The organism is Janthinobacterium sp. GW458P (assembly GCF_002127585.1).
In the GTDB taxonomy this organism is placed as follows: Bacteria; Pseudomonadota; Gammaproteobacteria; order Burkholderiales; family Burkholderiaceae_D; genus Janthinobacterium.
This window is the reverse complement of record NZ_NEGZ01000002.1, coordinates 33,021-51,592: the sequence shown is the minus strand read 5'-3', so window position 1 is coordinate 51,592 and position 18,572 is coordinate 33,021. Positions and strand designations below refer to the sequence as shown.

At 64.6% G+C, this 18,572-nt stretch carries 15 protein-coding genes; 5 read left to right on the top strand and 10 right to left on the bottom strand.

Annotation, left to right across the window (positions count from 1 at the left end; all coding sequences use genetic code 11):
• Positions 1-93 precede the first annotated feature (93 nt).
• Positions 94-2,496, top strand: coding sequence for a TonB-dependent siderophore receptor (locus CBW50_RS02390; RefSeq protein ID WP_086144035.1), 2,403 nt, complete (start codon positions 94-96; stop codon positions 2,494-2,496).
• Positions 2,497-2,589: 93 nt separating this feature from the next.
• Here CBW50_RS02390 and CBW50_RS02385 read toward each other — a convergent pair whose 3' ends face one another.
• Entirely contained in the window at positions 2,590-3,348 is a 759-nt protein-coding gene (locus tag CBW50_RS02385; protein WP_086144034.1) for an ABC transporter substrate-binding protein, read from the bottom strand.
• A 204-nt stretch (positions 3,349-3,552) separates the two neighbouring features.
• Here CBW50_RS02385 and CBW50_RS02380 point away from each other — a divergent pair, with 204 nt between their 5' ends.
• Positions 3,553-5,751 (top strand): OsmC domain/YcaO domain-containing protein, encoded by a 2,199-nt coding sequence (locus CBW50_RS02380; RefSeq protein WP_086144033.1) that lies wholly within the window; start codon positions 3,553-3,555, stop codon positions 5,749-5,751.
• Positions 5,752-5,811: 60 nt separating this feature from the next.
• Here CBW50_RS02380 and coaD read toward each other — a convergent pair whose 3' ends face one another.
• The 5 genes from coaD to CBW50_RS02355 form a co-directional block, all read right to left on the bottom strand.
• Positions 5,812-6,957, bottom strand: a complete 1,146-nt coding sequence (gene coaD / locus CBW50_RS02375; protein WP_086144032.1) for a pantetheine-phosphate adenylyltransferase — start codon at positions 6,955-6,957, stop codon at positions 5,812-5,814.
• A gap of 119 nt (positions 6,958-7,076) precedes the next feature.
• Positions 7,077-8,411, bottom strand: a complete 1,335-nt coding sequence (locus CBW50_RS02370; protein WP_086144031.1) for an ATP-binding protein — start codon at positions 8,409-8,411, stop codon at positions 7,077-7,079.
• A gap of 2 nt (positions 8,412-8,413) precedes the next feature.
• Positions 8,414-9,073: a response regulator transcription factor gene (locus CBW50_RS02365; RefSeq protein WP_071322464.1), complete on the bottom strand. Its 660-nt coding sequence runs from the start codon at positions 9,071-9,073 to the stop codon at positions 8,414-8,416.
• A gap of 111 nt (positions 9,074-9,184) precedes the next feature.
• Positions 9,185-10,702, bottom strand: a complete 1,518-nt coding sequence (locus CBW50_RS02360; protein ID WP_086144212.1) for a Do family serine endopeptidase — start codon at positions 10,700-10,702, stop codon at positions 9,185-9,187.
• 256 nt (positions 10,703-10,958) lie between these two features.
• Complete coding sequence (locus CBW50_RS02355; protein ID WP_086144030.1) at positions 10,959-11,432, bottom strand: Hsp20 family protein; 474 nt, start codon at positions 11,430-11,432, stop codon at positions 10,959-10,961.
• A 210-nt stretch (positions 11,433-11,642) separates the two neighbouring features.
• Between CBW50_RS02355 and CBW50_RS02350 the strand changes: the two genes are divergently transcribed.
• From CBW50_RS02350 to CBW50_RS02340, 3 genes are all read left to right on the top strand, one after another.
• A complete protein-coding gene (locus tag CBW50_RS02350) occupies positions 11,643-13,526 on the top strand; it encodes a M61 family metallopeptidase (protein WP_086144029.1) in 1,884 nt (627 codons plus the stop codon).
• Positions 13,527-13,597: 71 nt separating this feature from the next.
• Entirely contained in the window at positions 13,598-13,948 is a 351-nt protein-coding gene (locus CBW50_RS02345) for a hypothetical protein (RefSeq protein ID WP_034783462.1), read from the top strand.
• 84 nt (positions 13,949-14,032) lie between these two features.
• Entirely contained in the window at positions 14,033-14,827 is a 795-nt protein-coding gene (locus CBW50_RS02340; protein ID WP_086144028.1) for a hypothetical protein, read from the top strand.
• On the opposite strand, the gene CBW50_RS02335 is transcribed toward CBW50_RS02340, so the two are convergent.
• From CBW50_RS02335 to imuA, 4 genes are all read right to left on the bottom strand, one after another.
• Positions 14,817-15,590: a S9 family peptidase gene (locus CBW50_RS02335; protein ID WP_086144027.1), complete on the bottom strand. Its 774-nt coding sequence runs from the start codon at positions 15,588-15,590 to the stop codon at positions 14,817-14,819. The two genes, CBW50_RS02340 and CBW50_RS02335, sit on opposite strands and share 11 nt — an antisense overlap.
• Before the next feature lie 70 nt (positions 15,591-15,660).
• Positions 15,661-16,365: a glutathione binding-like protein gene (locus CBW50_RS02330; RefSeq protein WP_086144026.1), complete on the bottom strand. Its 705-nt coding sequence runs from the start codon at positions 16,363-16,365 to the stop codon at positions 15,661-15,663.
• Between the two features lie 79 nt (positions 16,366-16,444).
• Entirely contained in the window at positions 16,445-17,932 is a 1,488-nt protein-coding gene (locus tag CBW50_RS02325; RefSeq protein ID WP_086144025.1) for a DNA polymerase Y family protein, read from the bottom strand.
• Positions 17,862-18,572 (bottom strand): translesion DNA synthesis-associated protein ImuA, encoded by a 711-nt coding sequence (gene imuA / locus CBW50_RS02320; protein ID WP_086144024.1) that lies wholly within the window; start codon positions 18,570-18,572, stop codon positions 17,862-17,864. Before imuA ends, CBW50_RS02325 begins: the two co-directional genes overlap by 71 nt.

Here is an 18,572-nt window from a genome sequence, read left to right as displayed (position 1 = left end):
TAATAACAAAACAAAGTATCGCTGGTGAATGCTGAAATGAAGGCACTAGAATCAAGTCACGAATCTTGCTCATCAGCCACTTGGAGACACCGCGTGCCCACCCTCACCACCTTGCGTCAAGCCATCCTCATCAGCCTGTACGGCAGCGCCGCCCTGGCCGCGTTCAGTCCCGCCGCCATGGCACAGAGCGGCGACACGGCCGCCACGGACGGTCCCGTGCAAACGGTCAGCGTGGTCGGCTCGCGCCGGGTCGCCAGCTCCGCCACCGACACCATGGTGCCGGTCGATATCATTCCGATTTCCAGGGTGGCCGAGCAAGGCGGGCAGTTTGACCTGGCGCAATCGCTGCAATACATTTCGCCCTCGTTCAACTCCACGCGCCAGACGGGCGCCGATGGCGCCGACCTCGTCGATTCAGCCGCCCTGCGCGGCCTCGGTTCCGACCAGACCCTCGTGCTGGTGAACGGCAAGCGGCGCCACACGACGGCCCTCGTCAACCTGTTTGGCGCACGCAACCGCGGCAACACGGGCACGGACATGAATGCGATTCCTTTGCTGGCGATCAAGAACGTGCAAGTGCTGCGCGACGGCGCCGCGGCCCAGTACGGATCGGACGCCATCGCCGGCGTGATCGACATCGAACTGAAGAAAAGCCTGGGCTGCGAAGCGGTGGCCGGCTACAGCCAGTACTCGGCCGGCGACGGCAAGAATTACATGACCTCCGCCTACTGCGGCATCGCGCTGGGCGACCAGGGCACGCTCGCCATCACGGGCGAATACCTGGACCGGGGCCGTTCGAACCGGGCCGACGCGGACAGCATGCGCATCATCGGCGACACCAAGGCCAGGAACAAGACCCTGTACGTGAACGGCGACTATGCCACCAGCGGCACGGGCAAGCTGTACTTCACGGCCGGCGCGCAGACGCGCGACGCATCGAGCGCCGCCTTCGGCCGCGGCGGCATCGGCAGCGACGACATCCCTGCGCGCAATTCGGCCGCCATGTACCCGGACGGTTTCGTGCCATTTATTAACGGCAAGATCGACGACCAGTACGCCACCATCGGCCACCGCAGCCAGATCGGCGAATGGCATGCTGACTTTTCGCAAACCTATGGCTATAACAAGATGCGCTACGACATCAGCCATACCCTGAACGCCTCGATCGCCAACCTCGACCTGCTGAACGGCGGCAAGGGCGTCAGCGCCAGCAGCTTCGACGCGGGCGGCTTCTCGTTCCAGCAGCTGACCAGCAACGCCGATTTCAGCCGCTACTACGACACGGTAATGCGCGGCATGAACGTGGCCTTCGGCGCCGAATACCGCAGCGAGGAATACAAGATCATGGCCGGCGAACCGGGCTCCTACATCGACGCCGACGGCGTGGGCGTGGGCGGCAACGGCCGCAGCCAGGGCTTTCCCGGCTTCCAGCCCGGCGACGTGACCAAGGCCAGGCGCCACAGCATCGCCGCCTACACGGACGTGGAACTGGACTGGACGGAACGCCTGAAAACCCAGGCCGCCCTGCGCTATGAAAAATTCAGCGATTTCGGCTCCACCGTGACGGGCAAGCTGGCCGCCAGCTATAAAGTGGCGCCGACGGTGCTGCTGCGCGGCTCGGCCAGCACGGGCTTCCGCGCGCCGTCGCTGCAGCAGGTGTATTTCTCGTCCACCTTCACCGACTTCGTCAGCGGCATCGCCACCGACGTGGTGCTGGCGCCGAACGGCGGCGCCGTCGCCAACGCGGCCGGCATCCCCAAGCTGAAGGAAGAAAAATCCACCAGTTTTACGTTCGGCACCACCTGGACGCCGACGCAGGCCATCTCCGTCACGGCCGACCTGTACAACATCAAGATCAAGGACCGCATCGTGCTGTCGGGCCGCTTCAATGCGGGCAACTATCCTGACCTGGCCGCGCGCCTGGCCCTGCTGGGCGTGACGGAAGCGCAATTTTTCGTCAATTCCGTCGACACGCGCACGCGCGGCCTGGACCTGACGGCCTCGCACAAGGGCGAGCTGGCCGGCAACCGCCTGAACACCTTCCTGGCCTTAAATTTAAGCAAGACGGAAGTGACGAAGGTCAAGACGCCCGATTCGCTGGCGGGCTATGCTGACGTACTGCTGTCCGAACGCGAGCGCCTGTTCATCGAACAGGGCGGCCCCCGTTCGAAAGCCACGCTGGGCTTCGACTACGTCACGGGCAAGCTGGAGTCCGACCTGCGCATCATCTACTTCGGTCCGCAAACCCTGGGCACCTTCAGCGGCACGGCCAACGGCGTGCCCAACGCCCACTACGCGGCCAAGACCTCGGCCGACCTGAGCTTCACCTACAGCATCAACAAGAACACCAAGCTGACCTTCGGCGGCAATAACATCTTCAACGTCAAGCCCACCACGCAAAACGCGGACGAGACGGACAACGGCTTCAAGTACGACAGCGTGCAGTTCGGCCTGAACGGCGCCTCGTATTTCGGCCGGCTGTGGGTGAAGTTCTGACCACCGTGTCCGCATAAGAAAACAGCGGCTGCGCCGGCATGGGCAGCCGCTGTTGTTTCCAATTGTCTCGACGCGCCGGATCTGGCGCACAGCTTATTTCTGCGGCAGATCCATGCTGAACGATTTGGTGTACTTGCCCATGATCTGCCTGATCTCGCCACTGCTGGTGAGTTTTTGTAGCGCCTCTTTTAATGCCAACTGGGTTTCCGGGCGTGCGTTTTTCCTGGAAAAAAACAGGATGAAATCGTTGCTGCCCAGGACGAGCGGCGCACCCAGGTCTGCCGCTTTGATGCCGGCCATATAGGCGCCGTAATACAAGCCCACGCTGGAGCCTATTCCCGCATCCAGACGTCGCATTGACAACATTTTTGCCATTGCCACGTAGTCATTGACAGAATACTTCTGGATTGCATTGTCCGTGTCAAATTGCTCCACATATTTGCTGGTGCGGACGATGCCTACGGTCTTGCCGCGCAATTCATCCAGATGACGGTAGTGCTTCCCCGCCGGGCCGACCACGATGACAGGCATCGACACGACAACGCCGACCGGCACGGCGCCGCGCGTCATCTGCTCATTGCCGAAACGTATGGTAAAGTCGGCGCTCCCGTTTTCAATATCGGCGGCGGTTCTGGGATAGGGGATCAGGGAATTGGTGTAGGCGAAGCCCGCCACTTCTGCGATGCGATTGCCGATTTCGTACATCATGCCGGTGGGCCGGCCATCGCTGCCAACGAATCCCCACGGCGGGCCGTGGATGGTTTCAATCCTGAGCGGCGCGCTCATGGCGCACCAGGGCTGCACCAGCAACATCAAGGCAATTGCAAGCCGCCTGAAAATTGTCACGTTCATCACTTTGCCACATTCGTGTACTCAACTCGGACATTATATTGCATGCCCGAACTGGCGCCATGCATCGCCGCGGCTCCCCGGGCCACGCTTGAGCCATCCCTGCAGGCCAAAGCGAGCGGCGTGGCTGCGGCCAACTTTCTTTGCCCTGCGGCGGAAAGCACGGATAATAGCGGCTAACTCATAAGCACAGTATTGGATTACCTCATGGAAATTAAAGTCAACTTTCTCGACAAGCTGCGTCTCGAAGCCAAGTTCGACGATTTTACGGTCATCGCCGACCAGCCCATCCGCTACAAGGGCGATGGCTCGGCGCCTGGCCCGTTCGACTATTTTTTGGCCTCATCGGCACTGTGTGCCGCGTACTTCGTGAAGCTGTATTGCAATACGCGCAATATTTCCACCGAAAACATCCGTCTGTCGCAGAACAACATCGTCGATCCGGAAAACCGCTACCAGCAGATTTTCAAGATCCAGGTCGAGTTGCCGGAAGATATCTCCGCCAAGGACCGCCAGGGCATCCTGCGCTCGATCGAGCGTTGCACGGTGAAAAAAGTGGTGCAGGAGGGACCCGAGTTCGTCATCGAAGAAGTCGCGAATCTGGATGCCGATGCGCAGTCCTTGCTGATGCTCAATCCGGCCGGCGCAGCGAACACCTATATTGTGGGCAAGGATCTGCCGCTGGAGCAGACCATTGCCAATATGTCGGGCGTGCTGGCGAACCTGGGCATCAAGATTGAAATCGCCTCGTGGCGCAATATCGTGCCCAATGTGTGGTCGCTGCATGTCCGCGACGCGCACTCGCCCATGTGCTTTACCAACGGCAAGGGCGCGAGCAAGGAAAGCGCGCTGGCGTCGGCCCTGGGCGAGTATATCGAACGCCTCAATAACAACCATTTCTACGCGGGCGCGTTCTGGGGCGAAGACATCGCCAACGCGCCATTCGTGCATTATCCGAACGAGCGCTGGTTCAAGCCTGGCCGCAAGGATGCGCTGCCCAAGGAAATCCTCGATGCGTACAGCCTGGGCATCTACGACCCTGATGGCGAGCTGCGCGGCTCGCACCTGGTCGACACCAATTCCGGCAATGCGGAGCGCGGCATCTGCTCGCTGCCATACGTGCGCCAGTCCGACGGCGAGACCGTGTATTTCCCGTCCAACCTGATTGAAAACCTGTATGTCAGCAATGGCATGAGCGCCGGCAATACCCTGGCCGAAGCACAGGTGCAATGCCTGTCAGAAATTTTCGAGCGGGCCGTCAAGCGCGAAATCATCGAAGGCGAGATCGCCCTGCCCGACGTGCCGCAGGAAGTGCTGGCGAAATACCCGGGCATCGTGGCCGGCATCGCCGGCCTGGAAGAACAGGGCTTCCCCGTGCTGGTCAAGGATGCGTCGCTGGGCGGCGTGTATCCGCTGATGTGCGTCACCCTGATGAACCCGCGCACGGGCGGCGTGTTCGCCTCGTTCGGCGCGCACCCGAGCTTTGAGGTGGCGCTCGAGCGCAGCCTGACGGAATTGCTGCAGGGCCGCAGCTTCGAAGGCTTGAACGACTTGCCGCAGCCGACGTTTGCCAGCGAAGCCGTCACCGAGCCGAACAACTTCGTCGAGCACTTCATCGATTCGAGCGGCATCGTCTCGTGGCGCTTCTTCAGCGCCAAGGCCGATTACGCTTTCGTCGAGTGGGATTTCTCCGGCCATGGCGAGAACTCGAATGCCGAGGAAGCGGCGACCCTGTTCGGCATCCTCGCCGGCATGGGCAAAGAGGCGTACACGGCCGTGTATGACCAGCTGGGCGCCGTCGCCTGCCGTATCCTCGTGCCCGGTTATTCCGAGGTGTATCCGATCGAAGATTTGATCTGGGACAATACCAACAAGGCGCTGCTGTTCCGCGCCGATGTCCTGAACCTGCACCGCCTGGACGACGCCAGCCTGGAAGCGCTGCTCGACCGCCTGGAAAACAGCGAACTCGATGATTACGGCGACATCGCCACCCTGATCGGCATCGAATTTGACGAAAATACGGACTGGGGCCAGCTCACGGTGCTGGAACTGAAACTGCTGATCAACCTTGCCCTGCAGCAATTCGAGGAAGCGCACGAGCTGGTGGGCGCCTTCCTGCAGTACAACGACAACACGGTCGAGCGCAAGCTGTTCTATCAAGCCTTGAACGTGGTGCTGGAAGTGGAACTCGATGACGAGCTGGAACTGGACGATTACGTCGTCAATTTCCGCCGCATGTATGGCGACGCCCGCATGGACGCGGCGCTGGGCTCGGTGGACGGCAGCGTGCGCTTCTTCGGCCTGACGCCGACCAGCATGCAGCTGGAAGGCCTGGACCGGCACGAACGCCTGATCGACAGCTTCAAGAAGCTGCACGCGGCGCGCGCCAGGGCGGCGGCCCGCTAGGGCGGCAAGCCAGCGATGATTTGCGACAGCTCATCCCTGGCAGCAAGCGGCTGACGATGCTCAGCCCGCCAGGGCCGCGATCTCTTTCTGCATGTTCTCGATGGCCCGCTCGTTGTACTGGTCGGCGAAATACGCGTCGCCAAACAGCTGGCCCGCCTGCGCCTTGCCGCACAGATGCTGCAGGGCCAGGCCCCGCTGCTGCTTGAAGCGCACGGGATCGACATGCGCGTATTCGCGGCCGATCGCTTGCGTGTAGGCCTGGTACACCTCGTCGTCCTGCCCCAGGATGGCCAGGTCGGCGCAGAGCATGGCGTCCTTCAGCGCATGGCTGATGCCGGGCCCCTGGAAATGGTCGGTGACGCGTATCAATTGCGCTACATCAAGGTTGTCGTCCGCATCGAGGCCGCTGGCCAGCCACAGCTGGGCGCTCGCCTCCTCGCTCGAATACAGGGCATCTTCGTCGTGGCTGTAGACGGCATCGTGGAACCAGAACGCCTTCTTCACCAGCGCGCTGTCGCGTTTCGAGGCATACGTGTTGTCGGCCCACACGCGGATTTCGGACAGGCCGTGCACCAGGTGGTCGAGGTTGTGGTAGTGGCGATCAGGGCCGCCATACGCCTGCGGCCCCGTCAGGTGCGCGAACCAGTGATCACACAGCGCGATGCCGGCCTGCGACGCGGCGGCGTAGTTCCACAGCGCTTCCCACTCCTTGCGCAGGCAGTCGAGTATCCACGCGTGGTAGGCGGGGCCGGGGACGAATTTCTTCATGGTCCAGTTCCAGCCGACCGGCCCTTCCAGCGCCTTGACAAAGCTGGAGCTGACGGAGCCGAGGTCGCGCGGCGGCATGACGAAGATGGTCTTGGCGCCCTGCAACACGTCCACATTCGTTTGCTGGATCAGGTTTTCATAGTCGAAATCGGCCGTCGTGCGGATGCCGCGGATCAGGTAGTCGCAGCCGTGCTTTTTCGCCGCGCGCGCCGTGTAGTCGCCCTTGACGATGACCACCTGCACGTTCTCCCAGCCGCACTCGCGCGCGCTCTGCTCGATGATGCGCTTGCGGTCCTCGGCGGGGAATTGCGGTTTCTTGGCGGGGTTTTGCGACAGGAAGACGATCACCTCGTCGGCAAGCGAACGCGCCTCGCCGATCACCCACATGTGGCCGTTGGTGATGGGGTCGAGGGTTCCTGAAAATCCGATTCTCTGCATGCTGCGCTCCGTGGTCTGGTTCTGCTTGTTTCGCAGACAATATAGGGCCACGACGCGCGCGTCAATGCGCCAGATTAAAGATACGCCTCACGCCAGGGCAAAGCTGAGGGAAATCTGCCTCATTTTTTCACCGACAAGGGGAATTCCACGCGCACGCACAGGCCGCCCAGGCGCTCGGACTTGTCCAGCACCAGGCGCGCGCCATGGCGTTCGGCGATGGCCTTGATGATGGCCAGCCCCAGGCCGCTGCCGTTGGCGTCCGTGCCGGGCACGCGGTAGAAGCGGCTGAAGACGCGCTCGCGCTCCTCGGGCGGGATGCCGGGGCCGCTGTCCTCCACGGACAAGGTCACGCCGACGGGGCTGGCGCGCAGGTCGATGTCGACCGTGCCGCCCTGCGGCGTGTACTTGATGGCGTTGTCGACCAGGTTGCGCAGCATGATGTTGAGTGCGTCGGCCTGGCCGGCGACGCTGGCCGCATCCATGTGATGCAGGCCCAGGTCGATCTTGCGCGCCTGCGCGATGCCGGCCATGTCGCCCAGCGCGCGCTTGACGACGTCGTTCAAGTCCACCGCCTGCAGCTGGTCGCCGCTGGCGGCGCTGGCCTCCTGGCGGGCCAGCACCAGCAGCTGCTCGACCAGGCGCGTGGCCCGCTCGATGCCGGCGCTGACGCGGGAAATCGCCAGGCTGCGCTTTTCCTGCGATTCGGCCCGCTCCAGGCTCAGCACCTGCAGTTTCAGGGCCGCCAGCGGCGTGCGCAATTCATGCGCGGCGTCGGCGACGAAATGCTGCTGCGCGTCGAACGCCGTTTTGACACGTCCGAACAGCAAATTGAGTTCATGCACCAGGGGCCGCACTTCGTCGGGCAAGCCCGCTTCCGAGACGGGCGACAAATCGTCCGCCTGGCGCGCCGCCACCTGCTTGCGCACGCGCGAGACGGGCGCCAGCGAACCGCTGACGACCCACCAGACGACGAGCATCAGGATCGGCGCCATCAGGGCGATGGGACCGACCGTGCGCAGCGCCAGGCTGCCGGCCATGCGCTTGCGAACGGCCATGTCCTGGGCGATCTGCACGGTCTGGGAACTGGTTTGCACGGAAAAGATGCGGTAGGTGGTGCCGTTGGCCTTCACATTGGAAAAGCCCAGCACGGCGCGCTGCGGCAATTCCGCGCGCGTGATCGAGCGGAAGACCTGCACGCCGTCCGGGGTCCACACCTGCACCACCATGTCATTGTTGACGGGATCGGCCGGCAAGGCTTCCGCATGGTTGGCCAGCGGCGCGCCCGAGCGCAGCGACAGGGCCATCTGCTGCATGTGATAGTCAAAGATCTGGTCGGCGTCGTACAGGGCGCTGCGGTAGGCGATCGAGGCCTGCGCCAGCGCCGCCATGATGATGGCCGCCAGCAGAAACCACAGCAGGCGGCCGCGCAGCGAATGCGTCACCGTGACCTTCATCCTCATGCCTTCGGCACCATGTAGCCGAGGCCGCGCACGTTCTGGATCAAGTCGCTGCCGAGCTTCTTGCGCAAGCCGTGGATATACACTTCCACGGCGTTGCTGTTGACTTCATCCTTCCAGCTGTACAGCTTTTCTTCCAGCTGCGCGCGCGACAGCACGATGCCGGGACGCGCGATCAGCGCTTCGAGCACGGCCCATTCGCGCGCCGACAGGTTCACGGGATGGCCATCGGCGATCACTTCGCGCGTCAGCGGATTGATGGACACGCCCTGGTGCTCGAAGATGGGCTCCGGACGGCCCGAGGCGCGCCGCAGCAGGGCGCGGATGCGCGCCAGCAGCTCGTCGAGGTCATACGGTTTTAATACGTAATCGTCGGCGCCCGCGTCCAGGCCCGCGATGCGCTGCTCGACGGCGTCGCGCGCCGTGGCCACCAGCACGGGCGTGTCGAGCTTGCGCAAGCGCATCGAGCGCAGCACGTCGAGGCCATCCTTGCGCGGCAAGCCCAGGTCCAGCAGCACCAGGTCATAGGTCTGCGTCTGCAGGGCCGTGTCGGCCATGTCGCCATCCTTGACCCAGTCTACCGCGTAATGCTCGGCGCGCAGCAGGTCGAGCACCACCTCGCCGATCATCGTGTCGTCTTCTACCAGCAATAAGCGCATGCCTGATCCTTGTTCAATTTTTCACCCCAACGGCGAAAGGCCGGGGGGAATGTGTCCCAATGGGACACATTCCGATCACGAAGTGAGCGACCCCGGCACTAATTAGTTAAATTACCCCAGCCGCACGGGAATGAAGATCTTATCGGGGCCGCGCTGTATCAGCAAGGCCACCGACTTGGCGGATTTTTCCACCACGTCGCGCACCTGCTCGACGGTGTTGACGGGACGGCCATTGACCGACAATAGCACGTCGCCCGGCTGCACCCCGGCATTGGCGGCGGCGCCGCCCGCGTCTTCCACCAGCAGGCCGGCGCTGATGCCCGCCTCGCGTTTTTCATCCGATTGTAACGGACGCAGGGCCAGGCCCAGCTTTACCTTGCCGGCGGCGCTGTCGTTTTTCGCCACTTCGGCCACCTTGTCGGCCGCATTGCCCAGCGTGGCCGTCAGGCTGATGATCTTGCCGTCACGCCAGACATCCATGCTGATCTTGTCGCCTGGCAAGGACGTGCCCACCAGCGCCGGCAAGTCGGCCGAGCCGATGATGCGCTGGCCATTCACCTTGCGCACCACGTCGCCCGATTTCAGGCCCGCCTTGTCGGCCGGGCTGCCCCGCTCCACGTTGGCCACCAGCGCGCCTTCCGGCGTGGCCAGCTTGAACGAGTCGGCAAAGCCCTGGTTGACTTCCTGCACCGTCACGCCCAGCTTGGCGTGGCTGGCCTTGCCCGTGGCGACGATCTGGTCCTTGATGCGGCCGGCCAGGTCGATCGGGATAGCGAACGACAGGCCCTGGAAGCCGCCCGTCTGGCTGTAGATCTGCGAATTGATGCCGACCACTTCGCCGCGCGTGTTGAACAGGGGACCGCCCGAGTTGCCGGGATTGACCGCCACGTCCGTCTGGATGAAGGGCACGTTGCTGTCGTCGGGCAGGGAGCGGCCCTTGGCGCTGACGACGCCCGCCGTCACCGTGCTGTCGAAGCCATAAGGCGAACCGATGGCCAGCACCCACTCGCCCACTTTCAGGTCGCTCGAATGGCCGAGCGGCACGACGGGCAGGTTGTTGGCGTCGATTTTCAATACGGCAATATCGGTCTTCGGATCCGTGCCCAGCACCTTGGCGCGGAATTCGCGGCGGTCATTGAGCTTGACGGTCACTTCGCGCGCATCGCGCACCACGTGGGCGTTGGTCATGATGACGCCGTCCGGGCTGACGATGAAGCCGGAACCGAGGCCGTGCGTCGGCACGTCGCGCCCGCCCCGCTGGCCGCCCTGCGGCCCCTGGAAGCGGCGGAAGAATTCAAAGAAGGGGTCGTTGCCAAAGTCGTCATTGCCAGCCTGGGCCGAGGGGTCGTAGGCCACCTTGGTGCTGCCCGTCACGCTGATATTGACGACGGCCGGGCTGTTGCGCGCGGCGATCTGGCTAAAGTCGGGCAAGGCCACCAGCGGCGCGCCAGCGGCGGCAGGCGCCACGGCAGCGGCCACGGGGGCGGCAGAAGCAACGGCGGCGGCATTCGCGCCGGCATTGTTCTGATGCACCACCATGGCGCCGCCGGCGCCCAGGACACCGATCGCGGCCAGCGCGGCTACGGTGCGTTTGATGTTCAGGGATGCGGTATTCGTTTGCTTTTCCATGAATTGCTCCTCATTCAATGAGATTTTGATGTATGCAATAGTGGGCCACGAGTCTTAGGCAGTGCTTAACATTTTTCCATTTGGAAACAGGCGTTTGCGCCTTTAAGCATCGCTTAATCTTGCGTTCCGCACGCGCATCGCATGGCGGGCTATGGAAGGGCATACCGGCCTGACGTGACACTGGCCGGATAAACCGGCCAGTATTTTACTGCATGCAAAGAGGCTGCCCGGGCGCCCCGCGGGCGCCGCGATCAGATCAGGCCGCCTGGCGCTGTTCCAGCGTGCTGACGGTGGCGCCGGGAATGGTGTCGCTGCCGGTGCCGATCTCGATCTTGCGCGGTTTCAGCGCTTCCGGCACTTCCCGCACCAGGTCGATGGTCAGCATGCCGTTTTCAAATGTGGCGCCCGTGACCTTCACGTGGTTGGCCAGCTGGAAACGCTGTTCGAAATCGCGGGCAGCGATGCCGCGGTGCAAGAACGTGCGCTCGACGCCATCTTTCTGCTTGCGGCCCGTGACGTGCAGCGAGTCGCGTTCGGTGATGATGTCGATCTCTTCGCGCGAGAAGCCGGCCAATGCCATCACGATCCGGTATTTATCTTCCGACACCAGTTCGATGTTGTATGGCGGATAGCTGGGCTGTGCATCGGCGCGCTGTTCGTTGAGCAGCTGTGCCAGGCGGTCGAAGCCGATGGCGGAACGATACAGGGGGGCAAGGTCAAAAGTACGCATGATAAATATCCTTTTCAAATGAAGCGATAAGAGGGGCGGACCTCACCGTGAGCATCCGCCTGCTACCAATCTAAGGACGATCAAGCGGCCTTCAAGGCCTTGAAATTGGCGCAAAACGCCCCAGACGCCGCCAAATTTGTAAGAATTTTTTACAGAATGCTAGACTCGCTCTTTGCCTCCCCGAAGCCGCCCCGCCCCATGCCCCGCCCCATGCCCTATTCCCGCGCCGTCCTGTCCTGGTCCTTCTCCCTTCTCGTTTCCACTGCGGCCCAGGCCGCCTCGTCCACGGCTCCCCCCATCGTGCTGCACGTGGACGCCAGCAACGTGGCGCAGCAACTGTTCAGCATCCGCGCAAGCATCCCCGCCGCGCCCGGCAAGCTGACCTTGCTGTATCCGCAATGGGTGCCCGGCAACCACGGGCCCAGCGGCCCCCTGAACCAGCTGGCCGGCCTGCGCCTGTCCGCCAACGGCCAGCCCCTGGAATGGCGGCGCGATCCCGTCAACATGTTCGCCTTTCACGTGGACGTGCCGGCCGGCGCCGGCAGCGTGGAGGCGCAATACCAGTTCCTCTCGCCCGTCGACGCCAGCCAGGGCCGCATCACCATGACGGGCGCCATGCTGGGCGTGCAATGGCATGCGATGACACTGTATCCGGCCGGGCGCGCCGCGCGCGACATCCTCGTGCAGCCGAGCCTGACCCTGCCGGCCGGCTGGGAATTTGCCAGCGCCCTGGAAGTGCGCGCGCGGGCGGCCACGCCGGCCAGCCAGCTAGTCGATTTCGAGCCGCTGGACCTCGACACCCTGGTCGATTCGCCCGTCTTTGCGGGACGCCATGTCGAGCGCATCGACCTCGACCCTGGCGCCAGGGTGCCCGTGCTGCTGAACGTGATGGCCGACAGCCCCGACAGCCTGGAAGCGTCGCCGCAGCAAGTCGAACAACACCGGGCCATGCTGCAGCAAGCCTATAAACTGTTCGGCGCGCGCCATTACCGTCATTACGACTTCCTGCTGGCCCTGAGCGACGAGTTCGGCGGCATCGGCCGCGAACACCTGCAGTCGAGCGAAAATGGCGTCAAGCCCGGCTATTTCAGCGAGTGGGACAAGAACGAGGCGGGCCGCGTGCTGCTGCCGCACGAATTCGTGCATTCGTGGAACGGCAAGTTCCGCCGCCCCGCCGGCCAGGACACGCCGGACTTCAACACGCCGCTGCAGAACAGCCTGCTGTGGGTCTACGAAGGCCAGACGCAGTACTGGGGCAATGTGCTGGCGGCCCGCTCCGGCCTGGTGGCCCCGGCCCACATGCGCGACCTGTTTGCCGCGACGGCCGCGCATTACGACGTCATGCCCGGGCGCAGCTGGCGCGCCATGCAGGACACGACGAACGATCCCATCATCAACGGCCGGCGTCCCATGGCCTGGAGCAGCTGGCAGCGCGACGAGGATTACTATATGGAAGGCGCGCTGGTCTGGCTCGACGTCGACACCACCATCCGGCAACTGTCGGGCGAGCGCCGCTCGCTGGACGACTTCGCCCGCAGTTTCTTTGGCGTGCAGGACGGCAGCACCACGCCCCTGCCCTACACCTTCGAGGACGTCGTCGCCGCCCTGGACGCCGTGCAGCCGCACGACTGGGCCACCTTTTTGCGCACGCGCCTGGACGGCCACGGCCCCGGCGCGCCGCTCGACGGCCTGGCCCGCGCCGGCTGGAAACTCGTCTACCGCGACGCGCCCACGCCGTTCATGAAAACCAATGAAGAGCGCAGCAAGGGCACGGACCTGACGTACTCGCTGGGCTTGACGATCGACAAGGACGGCAAGCTGGGCAAGCTGCTGTGGGACGGCCCCGCCTTCAAGGCGGGTTTATCGGGCAACACGACCTTGCTCGCCGTCAATGGCACGGCTTACACGCCCAAGCTGCTGAAGGCGGCCATCCAGGCGGCCAAGGCCAGCCCGCAGCCGATCAACTTGCTGGTCAGAAAGGGCAAGCAATTCCAGACGGTGGCGCTCGACTACCACGGCGGCTTGCGCTACCCGCAGCTCGAGCGCATCGCCGGCACGCGCGACCGCCTGTCGGCCATCCTGCAGGCGCGCTGAGGCGGGGATAAGCACGGTGATTTTGCGCCGCGCCCCCCATGCGGGGCCGGCTTTTGGTGTATGCTGGCGGCATGAACAATGACACCGACATCCAGCTCAGCGGCCCCTTCAAGGCCACCGACGGCTCCGGCCGTGCCCACGACATCAAGGCCATCCGCATCTTCGACGAAGGCTACGGCATCATCGACGTCTACGTCGATTTCGCCGCCCCCCTCGAAGCGGGCGCGTACAAGGACAAGACCCTGGTCGGCCACATCCTGGCCCGCTTGCGCAGCCTCGGCTACGTGGGCCCCGACTTCGGCCACGGCGACCTGGGCTTGCAAGACAAGAAACTGATCGTCCTGGAAGCACCCGAGGAATTTTCCGCCTTTGCAGTAAGTAAAGGCTGGAAGGATCTTTCGGCCGAGTTTGACGAAGACTGAGCCTTCGCCACCGGAACGCCATCATGCGCCGCGCCTGCCCCTGCAGGGGCGGCGTTTTTCATCGTCCCCTTGCTTCCTTCACCCATGCTCCTGCTCTTTCTGCGCACCTGCGCCCTGCCCTTCCTGCTCTGCATGCTGGCCGGATGCCAGCAATCCGACCTGATCAAGGACTTTGAACAGAAAGTCCCGCTGCAAGACCAGCAATTGGCGCGGCATTACAGCGATCTGCTGCGTGAAAAACAGCTGGACTATGTACGCATGGCAACCGAGCCGGGCAACAACGGCGATCAGATCCGCCAGGCGCTGCCCACCTTGAGCGCCACCTTCCCCGCAGGCGAGCCCCAGTCCGTCAGGGTGGTGGGCTACCAGCGCATCGAACAGCGCGATATGCCGCAATTGCTGAGTATCAGCTTCGAATATGCCTATCCTGAAAAATGGATCGTCAGCACCATCGTGCTGAGAAAATATGGCACTGAAGCCACCATCATGGGCTTGCGCGTGGCGCCACAAACCACATCGCTGGAACAGCAGGCGACCTTCACGCTGGGCGGCAATTCGCTGCTCCACTATGTGGTGCTCGGCGCTGCCATCCTCTCCCCCTTGCTGATCCTGTTTGCTTTGGGGTTATGCCTGCGCAGCAAGCTGACCGTCAGGAAATGGCCCTGGTTGCTGTTCATCAGCATCGGCTTCGGCCAGCTGTCGTTCAACTGGGCAACGGGACAGTACCTGTTCCTGCCCATCGCCATCCAGCTGTTTGGCGTTGCCGCCGGCACCAGCGCCTACCAGCCCTGGACATTCATCATCTCCTTGCCGCTGGGCGCCATCGTGTTTCTGCTTGTCAGGAAAAAACTGGCCGCGCCTGCAGGCCTCATGGCGTAGGCACGGCCTGCAGATAACGCGCGCTCCAGGCGGCGATGACGTTGGCCACATAGGCCGCATCATTGCGCCCAGTCAATAAGTGGTCGGCATCGTCGAGCGAGACGAAATTTTTCGGGTGTTTCGCGGCCGTGAAAATATCCATCGCGTTCGACAGGCTCACCGTCGTGTCGTTCGGCGCGTGCATCACCAGCAGGGCGCGGCGCAGGCCGGCGATGTGGGCCTTGAGACTGTGGCTGCCCGCGTCGTCGACGAATTGCTGGCGGATGCGGAAGGGCCGCCCTTCCAGCTGCACCAGCGCCTCGCCCTCGGCGGCGATCTGCTCCAGGTGCGCGCTGAACATGCGCGTGACATACGCGGGCGTGCTCGGCGCGGCCAGGGTGGCAATGGCGGTGGCTTCCGGCACGTGCGCGGCGGCGGCCAGCACGGCGGCGCCGCCCAGGCTGTGGCCGATCAGCAATTGCGGCGCGGCATGTTTTGCCCGCAGGAAATCGGCGGCAGCGAGCAGATCGTCCACGTTCGACGAGAAATTCGTGGCGGCAAACTCGCCTTCGCTGGCGCCCAGCCCCGTGAAGTCGAAGCGCAGCACGGCGATGCCGTGTTCCGTCAAGCCTTGCGCGATGCGCCGCGCGGCCAGCACGTCCTTGCCGCAGGTAAAACAGTGGGCGAACAGCGCGTAGGCGCGGATGGCGCCGTCGGGCGCGTCGAGGCGCGCCGCCAGCACATGGCCGTGCGCACCGGGAAAGTCTTGCCGGGTGGATTTCATTGTCTCAGATCAAAGCTGCCGCGCAGCGCGGCCGATCGCGCATTGTAGCGCCGCCCGGCCGCCGCCTGCTTTAACCACGCTTGGGAATATCCACGCCCCTGGCAACGGCTGGCCTGGCCAGGAACGCATCGAGCACGCGCTGCACGTTGGGAAAATTGTTAAAACCGACCAGCTCGCCGGCGCCATAGAAGCCCACGAGGCAGCGCACCCACGGGAAGATGGCGATGTCGGCAATCGTGTACTGGCTGCCCATGATCCAGTCGCGGCCCTGCAGGCGCTGCTCGAGCACGCCCAGCAAACGCTTCGCTTCGCCCAGATAGCGCTCGAGCGGACGCTTGTCTTCGTACTCCTTGCCGGCGAATTTGTGGAAGAAGCCCACCTGGCCGAACATGGGGCCGATGCCGCCCATCTGGAACATCAGCCACTGGATGGTTTCATAGCGCAAGCCCGCGTCCTGCGGCAGGAACTCGCCCGTCTTTTCCGCCAGGTACAGCAGGATGGCGCCCGACTCGAACAGGGCCAGCGGCTTGCCGCCGGGACCATCCGGGTCGAGGATGGCGGGAATCTTGTTGTTCGGATTGAGGGACAGGAAAGCGGGCGACAGCTGGTCGTTCTGCTCGAAGCTGACCAGGTGCGGCTCGTACGCCAGGCCCAGCTCTTCCAGCAGGATGGACACCTTGATGCCGTTCGGCGTGGGCAGCGAGTACAGCTGCAGGCGCTCGGGATGCAGGGCAGGCCATTTACGGGTGATGGGGAAGTCGGAAAGTTGGGACATGAAAATCCTTATTGAGTGTATGACGTGGCGCAAGAAAGCCAGTATAGCCAAGCATGGCAGTTTCAGCAGGACAACGCCTTCAGCCAAACAAGCCGTGCAAAAACCAGCGCGGCGCGGCGTCTTCTCCGCTGCCGGCGATGCGTTCGCGGTAGACCCAGTAATGGGCGTGGTCGAGGCCTTCCGCAATAAAATAATCGCGCGCCTGCGACTGCCCCCACCAGCCCGCCTCGATGCGCTCGGCAACGGACACCATTTTCAGGGGCGAGCCATAGAAGGGCCGGTGCTCGCGCATCAGGAGGGCGATGGGCTGGGCCAGCAGCCAGGCGGGACGGGGCATGCCGGGCAAGCCGGGCGGCAAGTCGGGCGCCGCGCTTTTCCCGCCGCCCCTGGCGGGCAGCGGCAGCCACCGGTTGGCCGCCTCGGGGCGGTAATCGGCGCGCGGCGCGGCCTGCAGGACATTGTCCATGCCCAGGCGCGCCACCAGCAATTCCAGCAGGCGCTGGCGCTCCTGCGGCGTGCCGCCCGGCTCCGGGAACAGGCTGTCGCTGGGCGGCGCCATCGGCTGCACCTGCAGCGCTTCCAGGGTGAGGCCGATCACGGGCGCGTCCAGCGCCAGCTGCGCCAGGCGCTCCTTGAGCAAACGCAACAGATGCTCGTCGCGCCAGACCGCCTCGCCCAGGACCAGCTCGATGACGGTGGGCGGACGCGCCACCCTGCCCCGCTCGTGCGCCAGCAGCAGCTGTATGCGCTCGACGGCGAATTGCCGCGCGCACAGCCAGCCCGTCATCTGCTGCAGCAGGCGGCGCGCGCCGAACAGCAGCGCGTCGGCGTGCTCGACGCGGTCGAACAGTTCCAGGCTGGCGCGGAACGTGGGCGGCGCCTCGAGCCACACGAACAGTTCCGCGCCGTGGCCATGCGCGTCGTCGAGCATGTCGAGCAAGGCTGTGCCGCAACGGCGCTGCAAGCCGGGCCGGGGCAAGTGGCGCAGCTGCCCCAGAGTGCGGCAGCCGATGCCGTCCAGCCAGTCCAACCAGGGGCGCGCGGGCGGCAGCAGGGCGCACGGCAGGCCGTCGAGACGGCGCACCAGGCTGTCCATGCTCAATGTCCGGCCCCGGCGCGTGGCGGCGCGCGCCAGCAGCCAGGCGCCGCGCGCCGTGGGGGCGCACGACAGCTGGGCCGTGTAGCCGAGCGCGCGCAAGCTGGCTGCGATGTGCCGGCACAGGGCGCGCACGCCGCCGAACAGGCGCAGGCTGGCGCCCGCGTCGACGAGCAGGGTCGCTTCCTCGCCCTGCGCCACCAGCGGCGAATATTGCAGCAGCGCCAGCGCCACCGCCTGCAGGGCCTGCGCTTCCAGCTCGGGCGAGCGTTCGTGCAGGCGCGCCTGCGGCGCCAGCATCAGCGCGCCCGCGCGGCGCATGCCGGGCCGGATGCCGGCCGCCCGCGCCAGCGGCGACAGGGCCATCACTTGCTCCTGCTCCAGCACCACGCCGAGGCTGTCAGCCGACCAGCGCGGGCAAAACACTTCGAGCGGGAGCCGGGGCAGGTACAGGCCGATCCAGAGTCGCATGGCGCAGCAATAATGAAGGAGGTTGCAGGGGCAGGAACAGGGGCGCGTCGCGCTGCGGTCCCCGGCGCTTGATGAAGCCGATCTCGATGCCGCCGGCGGCCGGGCGCACGGACAGGCGCAAGGGCGCGGGCGACGCATCCTGCGCGCCGTGCAAGGGGCGCAGCATGCAGAACAGGGTGTTGCCCGACTGCGCCGCCAGGTGCAGCCGGCGCAGGCTGTCGGCGCGCACGTGCGATTGCCAGAACAGCAGGGCGCCGCATGTGCCGCTGCGCAAGATGTTTTCCGCCGCCCACAAGGCATCGTTGCTGCCGGCGCTCTTGAGCCACAGCAATTGCGACGGCGCCAGGCCCTGCGCGGCCAGGGCCAGCGCCTGCGGCGGATGGGGCGGCTGCAGCAGCACGATGGGCAAGCCCGGCAGCTGCGCCAGCGCGGGCGCCAGCAGCCGCAATTCGCCGCTGCCCGGCTGCTGCACCAGCAGATCGATGAGGCTGCCGCTGGGCCAGCCGCCGCCGGGCAGCTGCGCCGACAGGGCGGCAAAGCCCGTGTCCAGGCAGCGCGCGGCGCCCTGGCCCAGCTGCGATGCGCGCCATAAAGACGGGTGCAAGGCTTCCGGCGACGCCATCAATTGGGAATGTTGCAT